This is a genomic window from Curtobacterium poinsettiae (assembly GCF_047226435.1).
Classification (GTDB): Bacteria; Actinomycetota; Actinomycetes; order Actinomycetales; family Microbacteriaceae; genus Curtobacterium; species Curtobacterium poinsettiae.
This window is the reverse complement of record NZ_CP178434.1, coordinates 3,141,108-3,156,726: the sequence shown is the minus strand read 5'-3', so window position 1 is coordinate 3,156,726 and position 15,619 is coordinate 3,141,108. Positions and strand designations below refer to the sequence as shown.

14 protein-coding genes and 1 tRNA gene are annotated in these 15,619 nt (G+C 70.9%); 8 read left to right on the top strand and 7 right to left on the bottom strand.

The features are described from left to right. Positions 1-196: 196 nt before the first annotated feature. The 5 genes from ACL00U_RS14855 to ACL00U_RS14835 all read right to left on the bottom strand — a co-directional run bounded on the left by ACL00U_RS14855 (position 197) and on the right by ACL00U_RS14835 (position 6,561). Positions 197-1,894: a sensor histidine kinase gene (locus ACL00U_RS14855; RefSeq protein WP_031260211.1), complete on the bottom strand. Its 1,698-nt coding sequence runs from the start codon at positions 1,892-1,894 to the stop codon at positions 197-199. A 79-nt stretch (positions 1,895-1,973) separates the two neighbouring features. Continuing rightward, entirely contained in the window at positions 1,974-2,669 is a 696-nt protein-coding gene (locus ACL00U_RS14850; RefSeq protein ID WP_017888045.1) for a response regulator transcription factor, read from the bottom strand. A gap of 51 nt (positions 2,670-2,720) precedes the next feature. Further along, positions 2,721-4,418 (bottom strand): DNA repair helicase XPB, encoded by a 1,698-nt coding sequence (locus tag ACL00U_RS14845; protein ID WP_017888044.1) that lies wholly within the window; start codon positions 4,416-4,418, stop codon positions 2,721-2,723. A gap of 48 nt (positions 4,419-4,466) precedes the next feature. Next, on the bottom strand, positions 4,467-6,233 hold the full coding sequence (locus ACL00U_RS14840) for a helicase-associated domain-containing protein (protein WP_412873568.1): 1,767 nt from the start codon (positions 6,231-6,233) through the stop codon (positions 4,467-4,469). A gap of 28 nt (positions 6,234-6,261) precedes the next feature. Continuing rightward, positions 6,262-6,561 carry a hypothetical protein gene (locus tag ACL00U_RS14835; RefSeq protein ID WP_167578319.1) on the bottom strand — a complete coding sequence of 100 codons (300 nt, stop codon included), beginning with the start codon at positions 6,559-6,561 and terminating at the stop codon, positions 6,262-6,264. Positions 6,562-6,616: 55 nt separating this feature from the next. On the opposite strand from ACL00U_RS14835, the gene ACL00U_RS14830 reads away from it, so the two are divergent. Further along, positions 6,617-6,994 (top strand): cold-shock protein, encoded by a 378-nt coding sequence (locus ACL00U_RS14830; RefSeq protein WP_017888041.1) that lies wholly within the window; start codon positions 6,617-6,619, stop codon positions 6,992-6,994. Between the two features lie 4 nt (positions 6,995-6,998). Continuing rightward, on the top strand, positions 6,999-7,793 hold the full coding sequence (locus ACL00U_RS14825; RefSeq protein ID WP_262118056.1) for a DUF3027 domain-containing protein: 795 nt from the start codon (positions 6,999-7,001) through the stop codon (positions 7,791-7,793). Positions 7,794-7,880: 87 nt separating this feature from the next. On the opposite strand, the gene serC is transcribed toward ACL00U_RS14825, so the two are convergent. After that, on the bottom strand, positions 7,881-8,996 hold the full coding sequence (serC, locus tag ACL00U_RS14820; protein WP_412873567.1) for a phosphoserine transaminase: 1,116 nt from the start codon (positions 8,994-8,996) through the stop codon (positions 7,881-7,883). 184 nt (positions 8,997-9,180) lie between these two features. Between serC and ACL00U_RS14815 the strand changes: the two genes are divergently transcribed. The 4 genes from ACL00U_RS14815 to ACL00U_RS14800 all read left to right on the top strand — a co-directional run bounded on the left by ACL00U_RS14815 (position 9,181) and on the right by ACL00U_RS14800 (position 13,383). Then, entirely contained in the window at positions 9,181-9,876 is a 696-nt protein-coding gene (locus tag ACL00U_RS14815; RefSeq protein WP_017888038.1) for a metal-dependent transcriptional regulator, read from the top strand. A gap of 242 nt (positions 9,877-10,118) precedes the next feature. Beyond that, positions 10,119-11,090 (top strand): C40 family peptidase, encoded by a 972-nt coding sequence (locus ACL00U_RS14810; RefSeq protein WP_051067405.1) that lies wholly within the window; start codon positions 10,119-10,121, stop codon positions 11,088-11,090. 354 nt (positions 11,091-11,444) lie between these two features. Continuing rightward, positions 11,445-11,939, top strand: a complete 495-nt coding sequence (locus ACL00U_RS14805; RefSeq protein ID WP_017888036.1) for an HNH endonuclease — start codon at positions 11,445-11,447, stop codon at positions 11,937-11,939. 298 nt (positions 11,940-12,237) lie between these two features. Beyond that, positions 12,238-13,383 (top strand): TIGR03364 family FAD-dependent oxidoreductase, encoded by a 1,146-nt coding sequence (locus ACL00U_RS14800; protein ID WP_262118050.1) that lies wholly within the window; start codon positions 12,238-12,240, stop codon positions 13,381-13,383. 90 nt (positions 13,384-13,473) lie between these two features. Here ACL00U_RS14800 and ACL00U_RS14795 read toward each other — a convergent pair whose 3' ends face one another. Then, the gene (locus ACL00U_RS14795; RefSeq protein WP_262118049.1) at positions 13,474-14,166 is read right to left on the bottom strand and encodes an HAD family hydrolase; all 693 of its coding nucleotides are present in this window, start codon (positions 14,164-14,166) and stop codon (positions 13,474-13,476) included. Positions 14,167-14,382: 216 nt separating this feature from the next. Here ACL00U_RS14795 and ACL00U_RS14790 point away from each other — a divergent pair, with 216 nt between their 5' ends. Both ACL00U_RS14790 and ACL00U_RS14785 read left to right on the top strand, forming a co-directional pair. Next, positions 14,383-15,486 (top strand): epoxide hydrolase family protein, encoded by a 1,104-nt coding sequence (locus tag ACL00U_RS14790; protein WP_262118047.1) that lies wholly within the window; start codon positions 14,383-14,385, stop codon positions 15,484-15,486. 13 nt (positions 15,487-15,499) lie between these two features. Further along, positions 15,500-15,571, top strand: a tRNA-Arg gene (locus ACL00U_RS14785). The last annotated feature ends 48 nt before the right edge of the window (positions 15,572-15,619 follow it).

The following is a 15,619-nucleotide window of genomic DNA, read 5'->3' as shown; positions in this document are numbered from 1 at the left end:
ACGCGGACGAGTACTTCGTCGGGCGGTCACGACATGTCGTCGGCTGTGCGCCGGTCGGTCACGAACTGTCGGTCAGCGAGTGCGCAGACGACAGATCGTGACCACTCGGCGGCCGTGAACGGGGTGTTGTGACCAGCCGGGACGCCGCGGGACGGCCGGGACGCCGCGGGACACACGGCCCTCGCCGGTCAGGCGGTCAGGCGGCGAAGTCGCGGGGGAGCAGGGGGAGCCAGACGCGGAAGGTCGCGCCGCCGCCCTCGGTGTCGAAGACCTCGACCGAGCCGTGGTGCGCCGCGACGATCCCGGACACGATGGCGAGTCCGAGACCCGAGCCACCGGTGTCGCGTGCGCGCGAGGTGTCGGCACGCCAGAAGCGCTGGAAGATCTTCTCGCGCAGCTGCGGCGGGATGCCCTCACCGTGGTCGATCACGTCGAGGTGCGCCATGCCGCGCTCGTCGTCCACGCCGATGCCGATCTCGATCGGGTCGTCGTGCGCCGTGAACCGCATGGCGTTGCCCATCAGGTTCGTGACGATCTGGCGGATCTTGTTCTCCTCTGCCAGGACGATCGGCGGGCGCTTCGGCAGCACGACCGTGGGCAGCGGCGTGGTCTCGTCGGTCGGTGTGGCGCCGGCGTCGATGTTCATCGCGCGCGTGCGGCGGGCTCGGAGGCGCGCGATGGTCTGGCGCGAGAACGCGATCGGGCCCGTGGTGTTCGCCGAGGTCGGCGACACGGGCGGTGCCTCGCCGGTGTCCGGAGAGACGACGGACGACGGGGACGACGACGGACGGACGGCCTGCGGCACGCTCTCGCCGGTCAGGGAGTCCTCGACGAGGACCTGGATCTCGCGGTCGGGGTTGGAGGCCATGGTGTCGAGCGCCGAGTCGCGGGCGATGGCGACGAGGTCGACGGGGCCGAGCTCGAGCGGCTTGGACTCGTCGATGCGGGCGAGCTGCAGCAGGTCCTGCACGAGCAGGCCCATCCGCTGCGCTTCCTTCTCGATGCGCTCCATCGCCTGGGCGACGTCTTCTTCCTTGCGGAGGGCACCCATCCGGTACAGCTCGGCGTACCCGCGCAGGGACACAAGCGGGGTGCGGAGCTCGTGGGAGGCGTCCCCGACGAACCGGCGCATCTGGTCGATGGTGCGCTCACGGTCCTCGAACGCGGAGTCGATCCGCTCGAGCATCACGTTGAGGGAGCGGTTGAGCCGGCCGACCTCGGTGTTCGGGGTGTCGGCTTCGAGGCGCTGGTTGAAGTCACCGGCGGCGAACCGGGCCGCGGTGTCCTCGACGTCGCGCAGCGGGTCGAAGGTCGCGGTGACGAGCAGCCGGGTGAGCATGGCGCCGAGCAGGATGACCGAGGCGCCGAACCCGAGGAAGATCGCGGTGAACTTGCCGATCGTCTCGTCGGTGCCGGCACTGGAGACCGCGATGAGCACGTAGCCGGTCTCGGTGGTGCCGTCGGACTGGTTCTGCAGCGACGCCGGGATGATCTGGGCACGCCACTCGTGGTCGTGCTGGCTGTCGTAGAGCGAGATGCGCTGGTTCGACTGCGCGGCCTGCACCAGGGTGGCCTCGCGGACGTCGGGCCGACTCGACGCCTTCGTCTGGCAGATCCGGTCGCCGTCGGCGTCGTACGCGGCGACGTAGGCGCTCTGCGACACCACGACGGACAGCTTGCAGTACTGCTCGCCGTCACTGATGTTCTGGCCCTCGAGCTGCTCGGTCGTCTGCTTGACCGTGTTGTCGAGCTGCTGCATGAGGTAGGTGGACAGCACCGTCATCGTGCCGAGTCCGGCGACGAGCAGTCCGAGCGCGACGAGGAGCACCGTGATCCCGGTGATCTTGGTGCGCAGGGAGATCCCGTCCCACCAGTGGTTCATTCGCGTGTGCATGCTGCCTCAACGATAGACAGCGGCCGCCCGGTGAAACCGGACGGCCGCCGTGAAGTCGAGCCCCGAGGGGCCCTGGTCCCTAGGAAGCCTTGGACGCCTTCAGCATGTAGCCGAAGCCGCGCTTGGTCTGGATGATCGGCTCGGCGGAGTACTGGTCGAGCTTGCGGCGCAGGTACGAGATGTAGCTCTCGACGATGCCCGCGTCGCCGTTGAAGTCGTACTCCCACACGTGGTCGAGGATCTGCGCCTTCGACAGCACGCGGTTCGGGTTGAGCATGAGGTAGCGGAGCAGCTTGAACTCGGTGGGGGAGAGCTCGATCTGCGCGTCACCGATCGTGACCTCGTGCGTGTCCTGGTCCATCGTGAGCTCACCGGCGCGGATGATCGCGTCTTCCTCGTCGTTCATGGTGCGACGGAGGATGGCCTTGATGCGGGCGACGATCTCGTCGAGCGAGAACGGCTTGGTGACGTAGTCGTCACCACCGACGGTGAGGCCGGTGATCTTGTCCTCGGTGTCGTCCTTCGCCGTGAGGAACAGGATCGGCGAGGTGTAGCCCGAGGAACGGAGGCGCTTGGTGACGCCGAAGCCGTTCATGTCGGGCAGCATCACGTCGAGGATGATGAGGTCCGGCTCTTCTTCCAGCACGGCGGAGATCGCCTGTGCGCCGTTGCCCACCGCACGCACGGCGAAGCCGGCGAAGCGCAACGAGGTCGTCAGGAGGTCGCGGATGTTCGGCTCGTCGTCGACGATCAGGATCTTGGGGCCATCGCTCATGGTCTTATCTTCTGACTGTTCCCTCGGGGTTTCCTGAGAGCGCTTCGTACGTCAGCCCACGGGCGTCTGGACCTGGTCGGCGTCGAGGATCGTGTAGGAGTACCCCTGCTCCGCCAGGAACCGCTGCCGGTTCTGCGCGAAGTCCTGGTCGACGGTGTCCCGGGCCACGAGCGTGTAGAACGACGCGGGCAGGCCGTCCTTGTTCGGGCGGAGGAGTCGGCCGAGCCGCTGCGCCTCTTCCTGCCGGGACCCGAACGAGCCGGACACCTGGATCGCGACGGTCGCGTCGGGCAGGTCGATCGAGAAGTTCGCGACCTTGGACACGACGAGCACATCGACCTCGCCGGACCGGAACGCGTCGTACAGCCGCTCCCGTTCGTCGACCGGGGTCGCTCCGGTGATCTCCGCCGCGTCGAGCGACGCGGCCAGTTCGTCGAGCTGGTCGATGTACTGCCCGATCACCAGGATCTGCTCACCGCGGTGCTTCTCGATGAGTTCCCGCACCACCGGGGTCTTCGCCGGCGACGTCGCGGCGAGCCGGTAGCGCTCGTCGTCGCTCGACGCCGCGTACTCCAGGCGGTCCTGGTGCGGCAGGTCGATGCGGACCTCGTAGCAGGAGGCCGGCGAGATGTAGCCCTGCGCCTCGATCTCCTTCCACGGGGCGTCGTAGCGCTTCGGCCCGATGAGCGAGAAGACGTCGCCCTCGCGGCCGTCCTCGCGCACGAGCGTGGCGGTGAGGCCGAGGCGTCGGCGGGCCTGCAGGTCGGCGGTCAGCTTGAACACCGGAGCGGGGAGCAGGTGCACCTCGTCGTAGACGATGAGGCCCCAGTCGAGGGCATCGAGGAGCGACAGGTGCGTGTACTCGCCCTTCCGACGGGCGGTGAGGATCTGGTACGTCGCGATCGTGACCGGCCGGATCTCCTTGACGCTGCCCGAGTACTCGCCGATGTCCTCCGGCGTCAGGGTCGTGCGCTTCAGGAGCTCGGTGCGCCACTGCCGCGCCGAGACGGTGTTGGTGACCAGGATGAGCGTCGTCGCCTTGACGGTCGCCATCGCACCGGCGCCGACGAGCGTCTTGCCCGCACCGCAGGGCAGCACGACGACGCCGGAGCCCTGGGCGAAGAACGTGTCGACCGCCTGCTCCTGGTACGGCCGCATGTGCCACTCGGCGGTGTCCAGGTCGATCGGGTGCGGCTGGCCCGGGGTGTAGCCCGCCAGGTCCTCGGCCGGCCAGCCGAGCTTCACGAGTTCCTGCTTGATCTGCCCACGCGCCCACGGCTGCAGTTCGACCTCGGTCGAGGACCGCATGTCACCGAGCAGCGGCTTGATCCGCTTCGACCGGATGACCTCGGCGAGCACCGACGGGTCCTCGGCGGTGAGCAGCAGGAGCGGCAGCCGCTCGAGTTCCTCGGCGGGGGAGTTCGCGATCACGGGCGCGTCGGGGCGTTCCTCGCGACGGATCACGAGTCGTCCGTAGCGCGAGACCGTGTCGCGGATGTCGACCGTGACGCTCTGCGGCACGGGGAACTTCGCGAAGCGTTCCAGGGTGTCGATCATCGCCTCGGCGTCGTGGCCCGCGGCGCGCGCGTTCCAGAGTCCGAGTCGGGTGATCCGGTAGGTGTGCACGTGCTCGGGAGCGCGTTCGAGCTCGGCGAAGGCCGCGAGCTCGTGGCGTGCGTCCTCGGCGTCGGGGTGCGCGACCTCGAGGAGCACGGTGCGGTCGCTCTGCACGATCAGCGGTCCGTTCATGACCTGCCAGCCTAGCCGTCAGCGCCTGCGTACTGGTGACCGCACGGCTCAGGCGTCGCTCTCGACCGACACGACGAGCGACAGCGGCAGCGTGCGCTCGACGTCGACGGCGGTGTCCCGCCCGCGGACGCGTCCGGCGGCGACCGACGTCGGCACGATCGAGAACGGTCGCTCCGAGCCGTCCGGCATCCGGACGGTCACGCGGATCGGCGTGCGCCCGCGGACGGCCAGGTCGATCTGCCGACCGAGCCACTCCTGCTCCGGCTCCGCGTCGCCGCGCCGGGTCGTCAGGCGGAGCCGTTCGACGAGTGCGTGCGCCGACTGCTCCGGCGAGCGTCCGGTGGGGCTGCGCCGGCCGGGAGGCCCGTGGTGCGCCTCGGGACGGGCTGCGGTCGTCAGGACGGCCGGGTAGCGCTGGTCCTCGAGCGCGTTGTGCACGACGTGCGGCGGGTAGCGCGTGGTCAGCGTCGTCAGGTCGGGCCGGTCCCAGGCGAGCTGCCGGAGTTCGGCGTCGACCCCGATCAGGTCGAGCTGGTCGGGGGTGCCTCGGACCTCGGTGCCGACACCGCCGGGTCCCCGGTCGACGACGATGCTGCCGTCGCGTCCGGCGACCTGGTCGATCAGGTAGGCCAGGGGCTGCGGGATGCCGGTGGCCGACAGCCGCCCGAGCAGCGCCAGCAGGTCGTCGCGGGAGTGTCCGGCCCGGAACGCCGTGCGCAGGGTGTCCTCGGAGATGCGGTACCGCGCCGCGAGCCCCGGTGCCTCGAGCACGGCGACCGTGCGCAGGGCGTCGTCGTCCACCGGCGCGAGGGGGCCCGGCGCGATGACGGTGAGGTCGTGCTGCAGGTAGACCCGTTCGACGGTGCCCGGCAGGTCGTCGGCGGCCTGCTCGGCGTCGCCGTCGAACAGCGCCCGGCCCGTGCTCGTGACGAGACCGTCGACGGCCAGGCCGAGCGACGCCGCGGTGCCGGCGACGTCGAGCAGCAGGGCGTCGAGCCAGCGGGATCCGGCCGGGTAGGCCCAGCGTCCGAGCGGTACGAGGTCGCGCAGGTCGCCGTCGGCCAGCGCGAGCACTTCGTGCACGGCCGGCGGGAGGGTGTCCGACCATGCGGCCACCAGCGACACCCAGCGCTCCGGCCAGCTGGCGAGCAACCAGGCGTGCCCGGCGTCGGTGACGATCCAGCGTCCGGTGTCGGGGTCGGCGAACCCGATGCCGTCGAGCAGCGCCAGGCGACCGGCGACGAGTTCGGCGTCGGTGCCGATGCGCTCCGCGAGGGTCCGGGCGAGCGGCATGCCGATCCCGCCCTTGACGAGTTCGCGGACCGCGCCGGCGTCGACCGCCCGCAGCAGCTCCGCGAGCACGGTCATCGTCGCGAACGCCTGTTCCGCTCCCGTGGTGCGCGCACGCGCGAGCGCCGCGGCATCGAGGACGGGAGCAGCGGGGCGGACCTGCTCCGGGCCTCCAGGCTGTTCGTCGAGTGAGGTGAGGTCGGGGTGGGCGGCCACGCGTGCGGCGACCGCGTCGTCGACGGCGCCGTCCTGGTCGGCCAGGCCGAGCTCGACCGCGGGGCCGAGCGCGTCGACGGCACCGCCGTCGCGGAGCGCCAGGATCGTGGCGCGCGGCAGGTGCTCGACGGCGGCGTCCACAGCATCGTCGCCGCGGAGCGCCTCGGCGAGGTCGAAGAAGTCGGTGATGCGCTGCGGGCCGGTCTCGGCGAGTGCAGCGGTGGGGAGTCGCCTCGCCGCGACGAGGCGCTGGAGCGCGTCGTCCGGCATCGCCCGGAGTCGGGCGGCGAGGTCGGCGGTGGTCGTCATCGTCCGGTGCCAGCGTCCGGGGCGGACGTCAGCGAGCCGTCCGGTTCGCTCGTGCGCGACGCGTCCAGGTGATGGCGAGGAGCGTGAAGACCAGCACCATGCCGATCGGGAAGCCGATGAGCGGGACCGCCATGATCACCGGCCACGGCATCGACGCCTGCGCACTCGAGGCCGTCAGCCACATGACGATGATGGCCGCCATGCAGAGGAAGGCAGCGATGAAGATGCCACCGATCATGAACGCCAGAGCGCGTTCGGTACGATTGAACGTCAGCGGGGGTTCTGCGGAATCCTGCGGGTTCCCGGTTGATCGGGTCGGATTGGCCATCGACCCAGGATATCCGACGCACCACGGCCGTACCACGACCTCGAGGAGTCCACGCATGCCCACCGGCAAGGTCAAGTTCTACGACGACGACAAGGGCTTCGGCTTCATCACCGGAGACGACGGCGACCAGGTGTTCCTGCACGCGTCCTCGCTGCCCGACGGCGTCGTGACCGTCAAGGCAGGCACGCGGCTCGAGTACGGCGTCGTCCAGGGCAAGAAGGGGTCGCAGGCGTTGTCCGTGCGGCTGCTCGAACCCCAGCCGTCGCTGTCGCGGATGACCCGTCGCTCCGCGGACGACATGGCCGTGATCGTCGAGGACCTGGTGAAGGAACTCGACCGGATCAGCGGAGACCTCCGCCACGGCCGCTACCCGAAGAACGGCGATCGCATCGCCGCCATCCTGCGGCACGTCGCAGACCAGTTGGAGGCGTGACCCCATGACCGAGTCCGAGACAGCAGGGGCCGAGTCGGCTCCCGACGCAGCGTCGACTGACGCCGTGTCCATCGACGCAGCGTCCATCGACGCAGCGTCCATCGACTACACCGACCTGGCGCGCGAGGCCTTGCTCGAGGTCACCCCCGAGTCGACCGTCGGCGCACCCGTCGGCACCGTTGACGAAGGGGACGGCGTCGTGTCCGTCCTGTTCGCCAACCGCCTGCCCGGGTACCCCGGGTGGCGCTGGACCGTCAGTGTCGCGAAGATCGGCGACGACGAACCCACCGTGCTCGAGGTCGAGCTGATGCCCGGGGACGGCGCGCTCGTCGCACCCGAGTGGGTTCCGTGGTCCGAGCGGCTGGCCGAGTACCGGGCCGCGCAGGAGCACGAGGCAGAGGACGGCGAGTCGGACGAGGACGACGAGTCGGACGATGACGATGACGACGACGAGTTCGACGACGAGTCGGATGACGACGAAGACGAGTCGGACGACGACGAAGACGACGACTACGACGACTCGGACGACGAGGACGACGAAGACGATGACGAGTTCGATGCCGACGAGGACGACCTCGACGAGTCGGACGACGACGACATCGAGGGCGTGGACGTCGATGCGCTCGCCGATGTGAGCGACACCGACGCCTCCGACGGCGACGACGAGGACCAGGATGAGGCTCCGCAGTCGCCGCGCCGCCGCCGTGCCCGCCGCGTGCAGCCGGTCGAGCCCGACGCCGACCTCGAGGTGGACCAGCTCGACGCGGGCGAGGCCGACCCGGACTTCCACCGCGCCTGACGCACCCGCCCCGACGAACGAACGGGCCCGGCACCACCGATCTGGTGGTGCCGGGCCCGTTCGGCGTTCCGGCGGGTGTCCCCGGCGTCAGCGCAGGGCGTCGACCGTGAAGTCGATCGCACGCACGAGCTTCGCGACGTCGTCCGGGTCGATCGCGGTGAACGTCGCGACGCGCAGCTGGTTGCGGCCGAGCTTCCGGTACGGCTCGGTGTCGACGATGCCGTTGGCGCGCAGGGTCGCGGCCACGGACTTGGCGTCGATCGAGTCGTCGAGGTCGATCGTGGCGACGACCTGCGACCGAGCAGCGGCGTCGGTGACGAACGGGGTGGCGTACTCGCTCGCCTCGGCCCAGTCGTAGATCGTCGACGACGAGGTCTTCGTGCGGAGGTCCGCCCACGCCAGACCGCCGGACTCGTTCATCCACCGGACCTGCTCGTCGAGGAGCAGCAGCGTGGAGATCGCCGGGGTGTTCAGGGTCTGGTTCAGGCGCGAGTTGTCGACCGCGTTCTTCAGCGACAGGAACTCGGGGATGTACCGGTCCGATGCGGCGATGCGCTCGATCCGCTCGATCGCCGCGGGGGAGAGCAGTGCGAGCCAGAGCCCGCCGTCAGAGGCGAAGTTCTTCTGCGGCGCGAAGTAGTAGACGTCGGTGGCGCTGACGTCGAACAGGGCACCACCTGCGGCGCTGGTCGCGTCCACGACGGTCAGGGCGCCGGCGTCACCGGTCGCTCGGACGACCGGGGCCATGACGCCCGTCGAGGTCTCGTTGTGCGGGTAGGCGTAGACGTCGACGCCGTCCACCGGCTCGAGTGCGGCGAGGGAGCCGCCCGGCGCTTCGACGACGTGCGGAGCCTGGAGCCACGGGGCTGCGGCGGCCTTGGCGAACTTCGACCCGAACTCGCCGAAGGACAGGTTCTCGGCCCGACGCTCGATGAGGCCGAAGGCGGCGGCGTCCCAGAACGCTGTCGAGCCGCCGTTGCCGAGGACGACCTCGTAGCCCTCGGGGATCTGGAACAGGTCGGCGAGGCCGGAGCGGACGCTGCCGACCAGGTCCTTCACGGTCTTCTGGCGGTGCGAGGTGCCGAGGACCGTGGCGCCGCGCGTCACGAGTGCCTCGAGCTGTGCACCGCGGATCTTCGACGGACCGCAGCCGAAGCGACCGTCGGTGGGGAGGAGTTCGGCCGGGATGACGATGTCTGCCATGCACCGATCCTACCGACGCCGATCCGCATGCCCCCGCCCGTGTACCGGCCGGACGGGGTGGGTCCGGCGCACCCGCTCACCGCGTCCGATGACCCTTTCTCACGTGTGCCCGGGCGCCGGTCGGTGTTCGTCGGTGCGAACAAGTAGTGTGGTCGGCGCTGGGCCCAGACATGAGAGGCGGACCGTGACCGATCTCGTCGACACCACGGAGATGTACCTTCGCACCATCCTCGACTTGGAGGAAGAAGCGATCGTGCCGCTGCGCGCGCGCATCTCCGAGCGCCTCGGCCACTCGGGTCCGACCGTCTCCCAGACCATCGCCCGCATGGAGCGCGACGGCCTGGTCGTCGTCTCCGGTGACCGGCACCTGGAGCTCACCGACGAAGGCCGTTCCCGCGCCACCCACGTGATGCGCAAGCACCGTCTTGCCGAGCGCCTGCTGGCCGACGTCATCGGACTCGACTGGGCGTTCGTGCACGACGAGGCATGCCGGTGGGAACACGTCATGAGCGAGCAGGTCGAGGTCCGTCTGCTCGAGATGCTCGGCAACCCGACCGAGTCGCCGTACGGCAACCCGATCCCCGGGCTGGCCGAGATCGGTGGCCCCGCGGCCGCCGGGTTCCTCGACGGCGTCCAGAACATCGTCGCCGCGACCGAGGGCACCGACGCCGTCGCGACCGGCGTCATCCGACGACTGGGCGAGCCCGTGCAGTTCGAGCCGGAACTCCTGCACCAGCTCCGCACAGCGGGTGTCATGCCCGGCCGGGTCGGCAGTGTGCAGCGTGCGGGGGCCTACGTGGCGGTCCGTGTCGAGGGCGAAGACTCGGGCATCGAGCTCCCCATCGAGGTCGCCCAGCACGTCTACATCGAGCGCGACTGACCCCTCCGGGGTCGTCCCTGAGAGTCTTTACCGATTCGTTACCTCGGGGCGTTTTGTCTCGACACGGTAACGACGCCTCCGTACACTCGTCCGAGTCGCCGTGCTGCCCCTGAGCCGGAGACCCGTGGCAGGACGTCTCGAACCCGTCTCCTGCCTCGATCGGAAACGATGACGAACGGATGGGGTTGCACACCGCCGGACACCCACGGCGGCGTGATGACGAGACGTTGGAGACACACCTCTTGACGCAGACCGGTACCGCCGCGGACGACCAGACGCCCGCGAACCCGACGAACACCGAGAACGCCACCACCGCCCCGCTCACCCGGCGGGCCGTGCGCGAGACCGAGGGCCGAGCCGTCCGCAAGGTCGTGCCGGTGCGCTCCGCTCCGCTGCCCGGCGGTCGTCGTGCCGCGCAGGCCGCCGCCGCCGCGAGCACCGCGAAGGCCAGCTCGGTGTCGCGGAAGCGCAAGTTCCTCGCGCCCGTCGTCCTCACCGTCGCCGCCGGCATGTTCGGGACGGTCGCGGTCGCTCCGGCCTTCGCCGCGACGTCCGCCAGCAACTCGACCGTCGCCGCGGACGCCCAGCGTCAGGTCCGCGCCACGCAGAGCCAGGAGCTGTCGGTGTCCGACGCCGTGGCGCTGGCGGACACGAGCCGTGACGGCTACGGCGCCACCTCCACCGCGACGCTCAACGCCGAGAAGGCTGCCGCGCAGGCAGCCGCCGACCAGGCTGCTGCAGCGAAGCAGGCCGCAGCTCAGGCGAAGGAGACGCAGGCCGCCCGCGCCGCGACCGCGAAGCAGTACGCCTCGTACACCGGGCCGTCCGCGGCGGAGTACGCAGCCAGCTCGTCGGCGGCGAACACCCCGTTCTCGCTGCCGGCCGTGGTCAACACCGCCAAGCAGTACATCGGCACCCCGTACGTCGTCGGCGGCGCTGACCCCTCGGGCTTCGACTGCTCCGGCTTCATCATGTTCGTCTACGCCCAGTACGGCATCAACCTGGCGCACTCGGTGCCGCTGCAGGACCAGGCCGGCACCACGATCCCCGAGTCCGAGGCGCAGCCCGGCGACGTCGTCATCTTCAACAACGAGGCGCACGACGGCTTCTACATGGGCAACGGCATGATCATGGACGCCCCGAAGCCCGGTGGCGCGGTGTCCATCCGCCCGATCTGGACGAGCGACTACCACATCGTCCGCTTCGGCATCTAGCGAACACTGCCCCCGGGGGAGTGTGAACTTCTCCAGAACCGGCCCGCACACCCTCGTGCCGGGCCGGTTTCTGGGTTAACCTGACGCTGCACCGGTCCGCACCGGCGCGAACAGGAGACCCTCATGTCGACGTTCCGCACGACCCGCACCATGGGTCGGCGCGCGCGTGTCGACATATGGTCGAGCACAGCCTGCGTGCACGAGCACGCCCCTGCATGACGAGAGCACTGCCCATCCGGGTGGTGCTCTTCGTGGTTCCAGGGGTGTGAACAGGCCGTGTTCACCCGTTCCGCGTCGTCGGTCCGACGCACCCGCAGCGCCTGGAAGCCGTCCAGGCACGTCGGAAGGGAACCCATGCGCACTCTCGTCCTCAACGCCGGTTACGAGCCCCTCGCGGTGATCTCGTTCCGACGAGCCCTCGTGCTGGTCATGAACCAGAAGGCCGCCGTCGTCGCGGCCGACGTCGAACACCCGGTCACCGGGTCGACGTCGAGCTACGAACGTCCGACAGTCATCATCCTCACCCGCTACGTCCGCATCCCGCACTCCCGGCTCGTGCCCGTGTCCCGTCGCGGCGTCCTGCGTCGCGACGGCAACCACTGTGCCTACTGCGGCCGGCACGCCACCACCATCGACCACGTGCACCCGCGGTCGCGCGGTGGGCAGGATTCGTGGGAGAACCTGGTCGCCTGCTGCCTGACCTGCAACAACACCAAGGGCGACCGCACCCCGCAGGAGATGGGGTGGCGCCTCCGGTTCCCGCCGAAGGTGCCGCACGGGTCCTCGTGGGTCGTGCGTGGCATCGAGCGCCCGCAGGCGGAGTGGGACGAGTACCTCGTGGCCGCGTAGCGGCCGTCGGTAGGAGGCACCACGAGACGGACGGGAGGCCCGTGGCGACGCCGCCACGGGCCTCCAGTCCGCCCTGACGCGCGTGCAGGGCACGCGGCTCCGCAGTCGACGGGACCGCCGCGCCACGCCGGGCGGCACCGAGACCACCTGACCCGGCCGGGCTGTCCGGACAGGTGCCGATCGATTTCACCTGCCGTCCACGCCGTGTGCACCGGGACGGAACCCCGCCCCACCGGTTGCCTGCGACAGTTGCGACGTCCGCACCGGACCGGCGTCCCGCACTGCCCGAAAGGTCTCCATGCCCCGCTCCGCACGCACCGCACTCGACACCGAGACGGACCACCAGCCGCTGACCGAACGGTACGACGTCGTCGTGGTCGGCGCGGGCATCGTGGGACTCGGCATGGCGTACGAGGCACTCCGGCAGGGCGCCCGGGTCGCGGTGGTCGACCGTGCGGGCGCGGTCGTCGGGGCGAGCGTCCGGAACTTCGGCCACGCCTGCGTCACCCCGCAGAGCGGCGAGGCAGCCGGGTACGCCCAGGAGGCACGCCGCCGCTGGCTCACACTCGCGCAGCTCGCCGGCTTCACGGCTCGGGAACGCGGTGCCCACGTCGTCGCCCGTCGCCCCGAGGAGATGGCGGTGCTCGAGGAGTACCGCGACTCGGGCGCGGAGGTGCGGCTGGCCGACGCTGTCGAGATCGCCGCGGCCGTGCCGGTCGACCCGGACACCGCCCTGGGCGGCGCGCACCTGGCGCACGACCTGCAGGTCGACCCCCGGGAGGCAGCACCCGCGATCGCGCGCTGGCTCGCCGAGCAGGGGGTCACCTTCCTCTGGCGCACCCCCGTGCTCGAGGTCGCCGCCGGCGCCGTCCGCACCGGTCGCGGCGTCGTCGAGGGGACCAGGGTCGTCGTCTGCACCAACCACGACCTCGACCAGCTCTTCCCGGAGCTCGCCGAGTCGATCGGCCTGGTCCGCTGCCGGCTCCACATGCTGCGTGCGACGATCCCCCTCGCCTTCCCGCTCGCCACACCGCTGCTGACCGGGTGGTCGCTACTGCGCTACTCGGGGTTCGCCGCGATGCCCGGAGCGGGAGCCCTGCGGGACCGGCTCGCCGCCGACCTGCCCGAGGGGATCCGCTGGGACCTCAACCAGATGTACACGTCGCCGCCGGACGGCAGCATCATCGTCGGGGACACCCACGAGCGCGGGGTCGACGCACCGCCGTTCCAGGACGAGGACGGCTTCCGGCTGCTCGTCACCGAGACCGAGCGCCTGTTCGGTGCGCCGGTCTCCGTGGTCGACCGGTGGCAGGGCGTCTACGCCTCGGCGCCGGGGCGGGAGTTCCTCATCGACCAGCCGCTGCCCGGCGTCGACGTCGTGACGGTCACAACGGGCATCGGCATGACGACCGGCCTCGGCATCGCCCCGGCGGTCCTCGGCTGAGGGGGACCGTCAGTCGCGGAGCCGCCGACCAGGCCGGCCAACGCTGCGACCCCGGCGGCCTCTGGCACCGGCGAGGTCGTCACGCGGTCGTCACACCGCGGCCACGGCCTCGTCGACCTCGGCGAGCACCGACGGCAGCTCGGCGACCGAGTCGAGGACGTGGGTGTGCTCGACCGTCGCGAAGTCCGCGTCCTGGTGCGTCCCGGTCCGCACGCCCGCCACGACGGAGGCGCCGGCGCGGTGTCCCGTGAGCAGGTCGGCGACGGTGTCACCGACGACCGCCACGGCACGGACGTCGTCGGTGCCGGTCCGGAGCACGGCGGTGAGCACCATGTCCGGGTACGGGCGCCCGCGTCCGGCGTCGGCGGGGGAGAGCGCGAGGTCGATCAGCGGCCGCCAGCCGAGCAGGTCGAGCACCGCGTCGCGCGTCGTGGGCGAGAACCCGGTGGTCAGCGCGATCTGTCGCCCCGCGGCGCGGAGTGCGACGAGCGTCTCGACGGCGCCGTCCACCGGCCGCACGCCCCGGTCGAGGGTGCGTGCGTAGGCGCGTTCGAACGCGGTGTTCGCCGCTGCGGCGCGGACGCCGTCCCCGTCGAAGAGCGCCGTGAAGACGGCGATCTTCGACTGGCCCATGGTGTCGACGGCGTACTGCACGGCATGGTCGTGCTCGGCGCTCCCACGCTCGAGGCCGACGTCGGTGAGCGCGGTGCGGAAGGCGTCGAGCACGACGCCACCGTCGTCGACGGTGGTTCCTGCCATGTCGAGGCAGACGAGCGAGATCATGGGACTCCTGGGTACGTGCCGCCACGCCGGGACCGGCGCGGTCCGACCAGCGTCGACGCACCCCATGGCGGGCAGACGATGCGCGGGTGTCCGCCAGGTGAACGCCGCCAGGAGGCTCGTCACGGCCTGTGCGGACATGCAGCCGGTCCGCCAGGGGGAGCGGCGCCGGTCCCCGTTCGCCGATCTGCGTCGGTGGCGCCGCGTAGCGTCGGCCGCATGGGCGAGACACCGCACATCGACGGCGCGACCATCGACGACCTGCGCGCGCGGCTGCGTGCCACACGCTGGCCGGACGCACCCGCCGGGGTCGGCTGGTCGCTCGGTGCCGACTACGACGTCCTGCGGCCACTCGTCGAGTACTGGGCCGACGGCTTCGACTTCGACGCGCACCGTGCCGCGCTCGCCGCGCTGCCCTCGCGTCGTGCCGTCGTGGACGGCATCGGCATCCACCTGCTGCACGCCCGGGCCGCACAGCCGGACGCGCTGCCGGTCCTGCTCGCGCACGGCTGGCCGGACTCCGGCTGGCGGTACCGGAAGGTGCTGCCGATGCTCGTCGACGCCGGGTACGACGTCGTCGTGCCGGACATGCCCGGGTACGGCTTCTCGGATGCGCCGCCGCAGGTGCTCGACGCCCGGCAGGTGGCCGGCATGTGGGCGACACTGATGACGGATCTCGGGTACGAGCGGTTCGCGGTCTCCGGTGGCGACATCGGCACACACGTCGCCCGGTACCTGGCACTCGACCACCCCGACCGGGTCGTCGCCGTGCACCGCATCGACGGCGGGCTCGCCTGGCCGGGGCTCGACCCGTCGACGCTGTCCGCCGCCGAACGGGAGTTCGTCGCCGCGACCGACCGCTGGCGCACCGCCGAGGGCGCCTACGCGATGCTGCACCGGACGAAGCCGCAGACCGCAGCGGTCGGGCTGAACGACTCACCCGCTGGGCTGGCCGCCTGGATCGTCGAGAAGCTCCGGGCGTGGAGCGACTGCGACGGCGACCTGTGGTCGGTCTACACGCGCGACCAGGTCCTGGCGCTGCTCACCGAGTACTGGGCCACCGCCACGATCGGCTCGGCGATGCGGATGTACCACGCGAACGCCGCGATCCCTGCGGAGCAGCTGGAGCGACGGGTCGAGGTGCCGTCCGGGTTCTCGATCTTCCCCGGCGACCTGGTGCGGGCGCCGCGCGAGTGGCTCGAGCGGACCACGAACCTCGTGTTCCACCACGAACTCGACCGCGGCGGGCACTTCGCGCCGTTCGAGCAGCCCGACCTGTTCGTCGACGAACTGCACGCGTTCCTGGGGCCCTTCCGCCGCTAGAGTGGACGGGCCAGCCTCTGTAGCTCAATGGAAGAGCAGTTCCGTCCTAAGGAAACGGTTGGGGGTTCGAGTCCCTCCAGGGGCACTGACGTTGCCCCCCACCAGGCATAGTGGCCTGGTTGGGGGCAAAGTG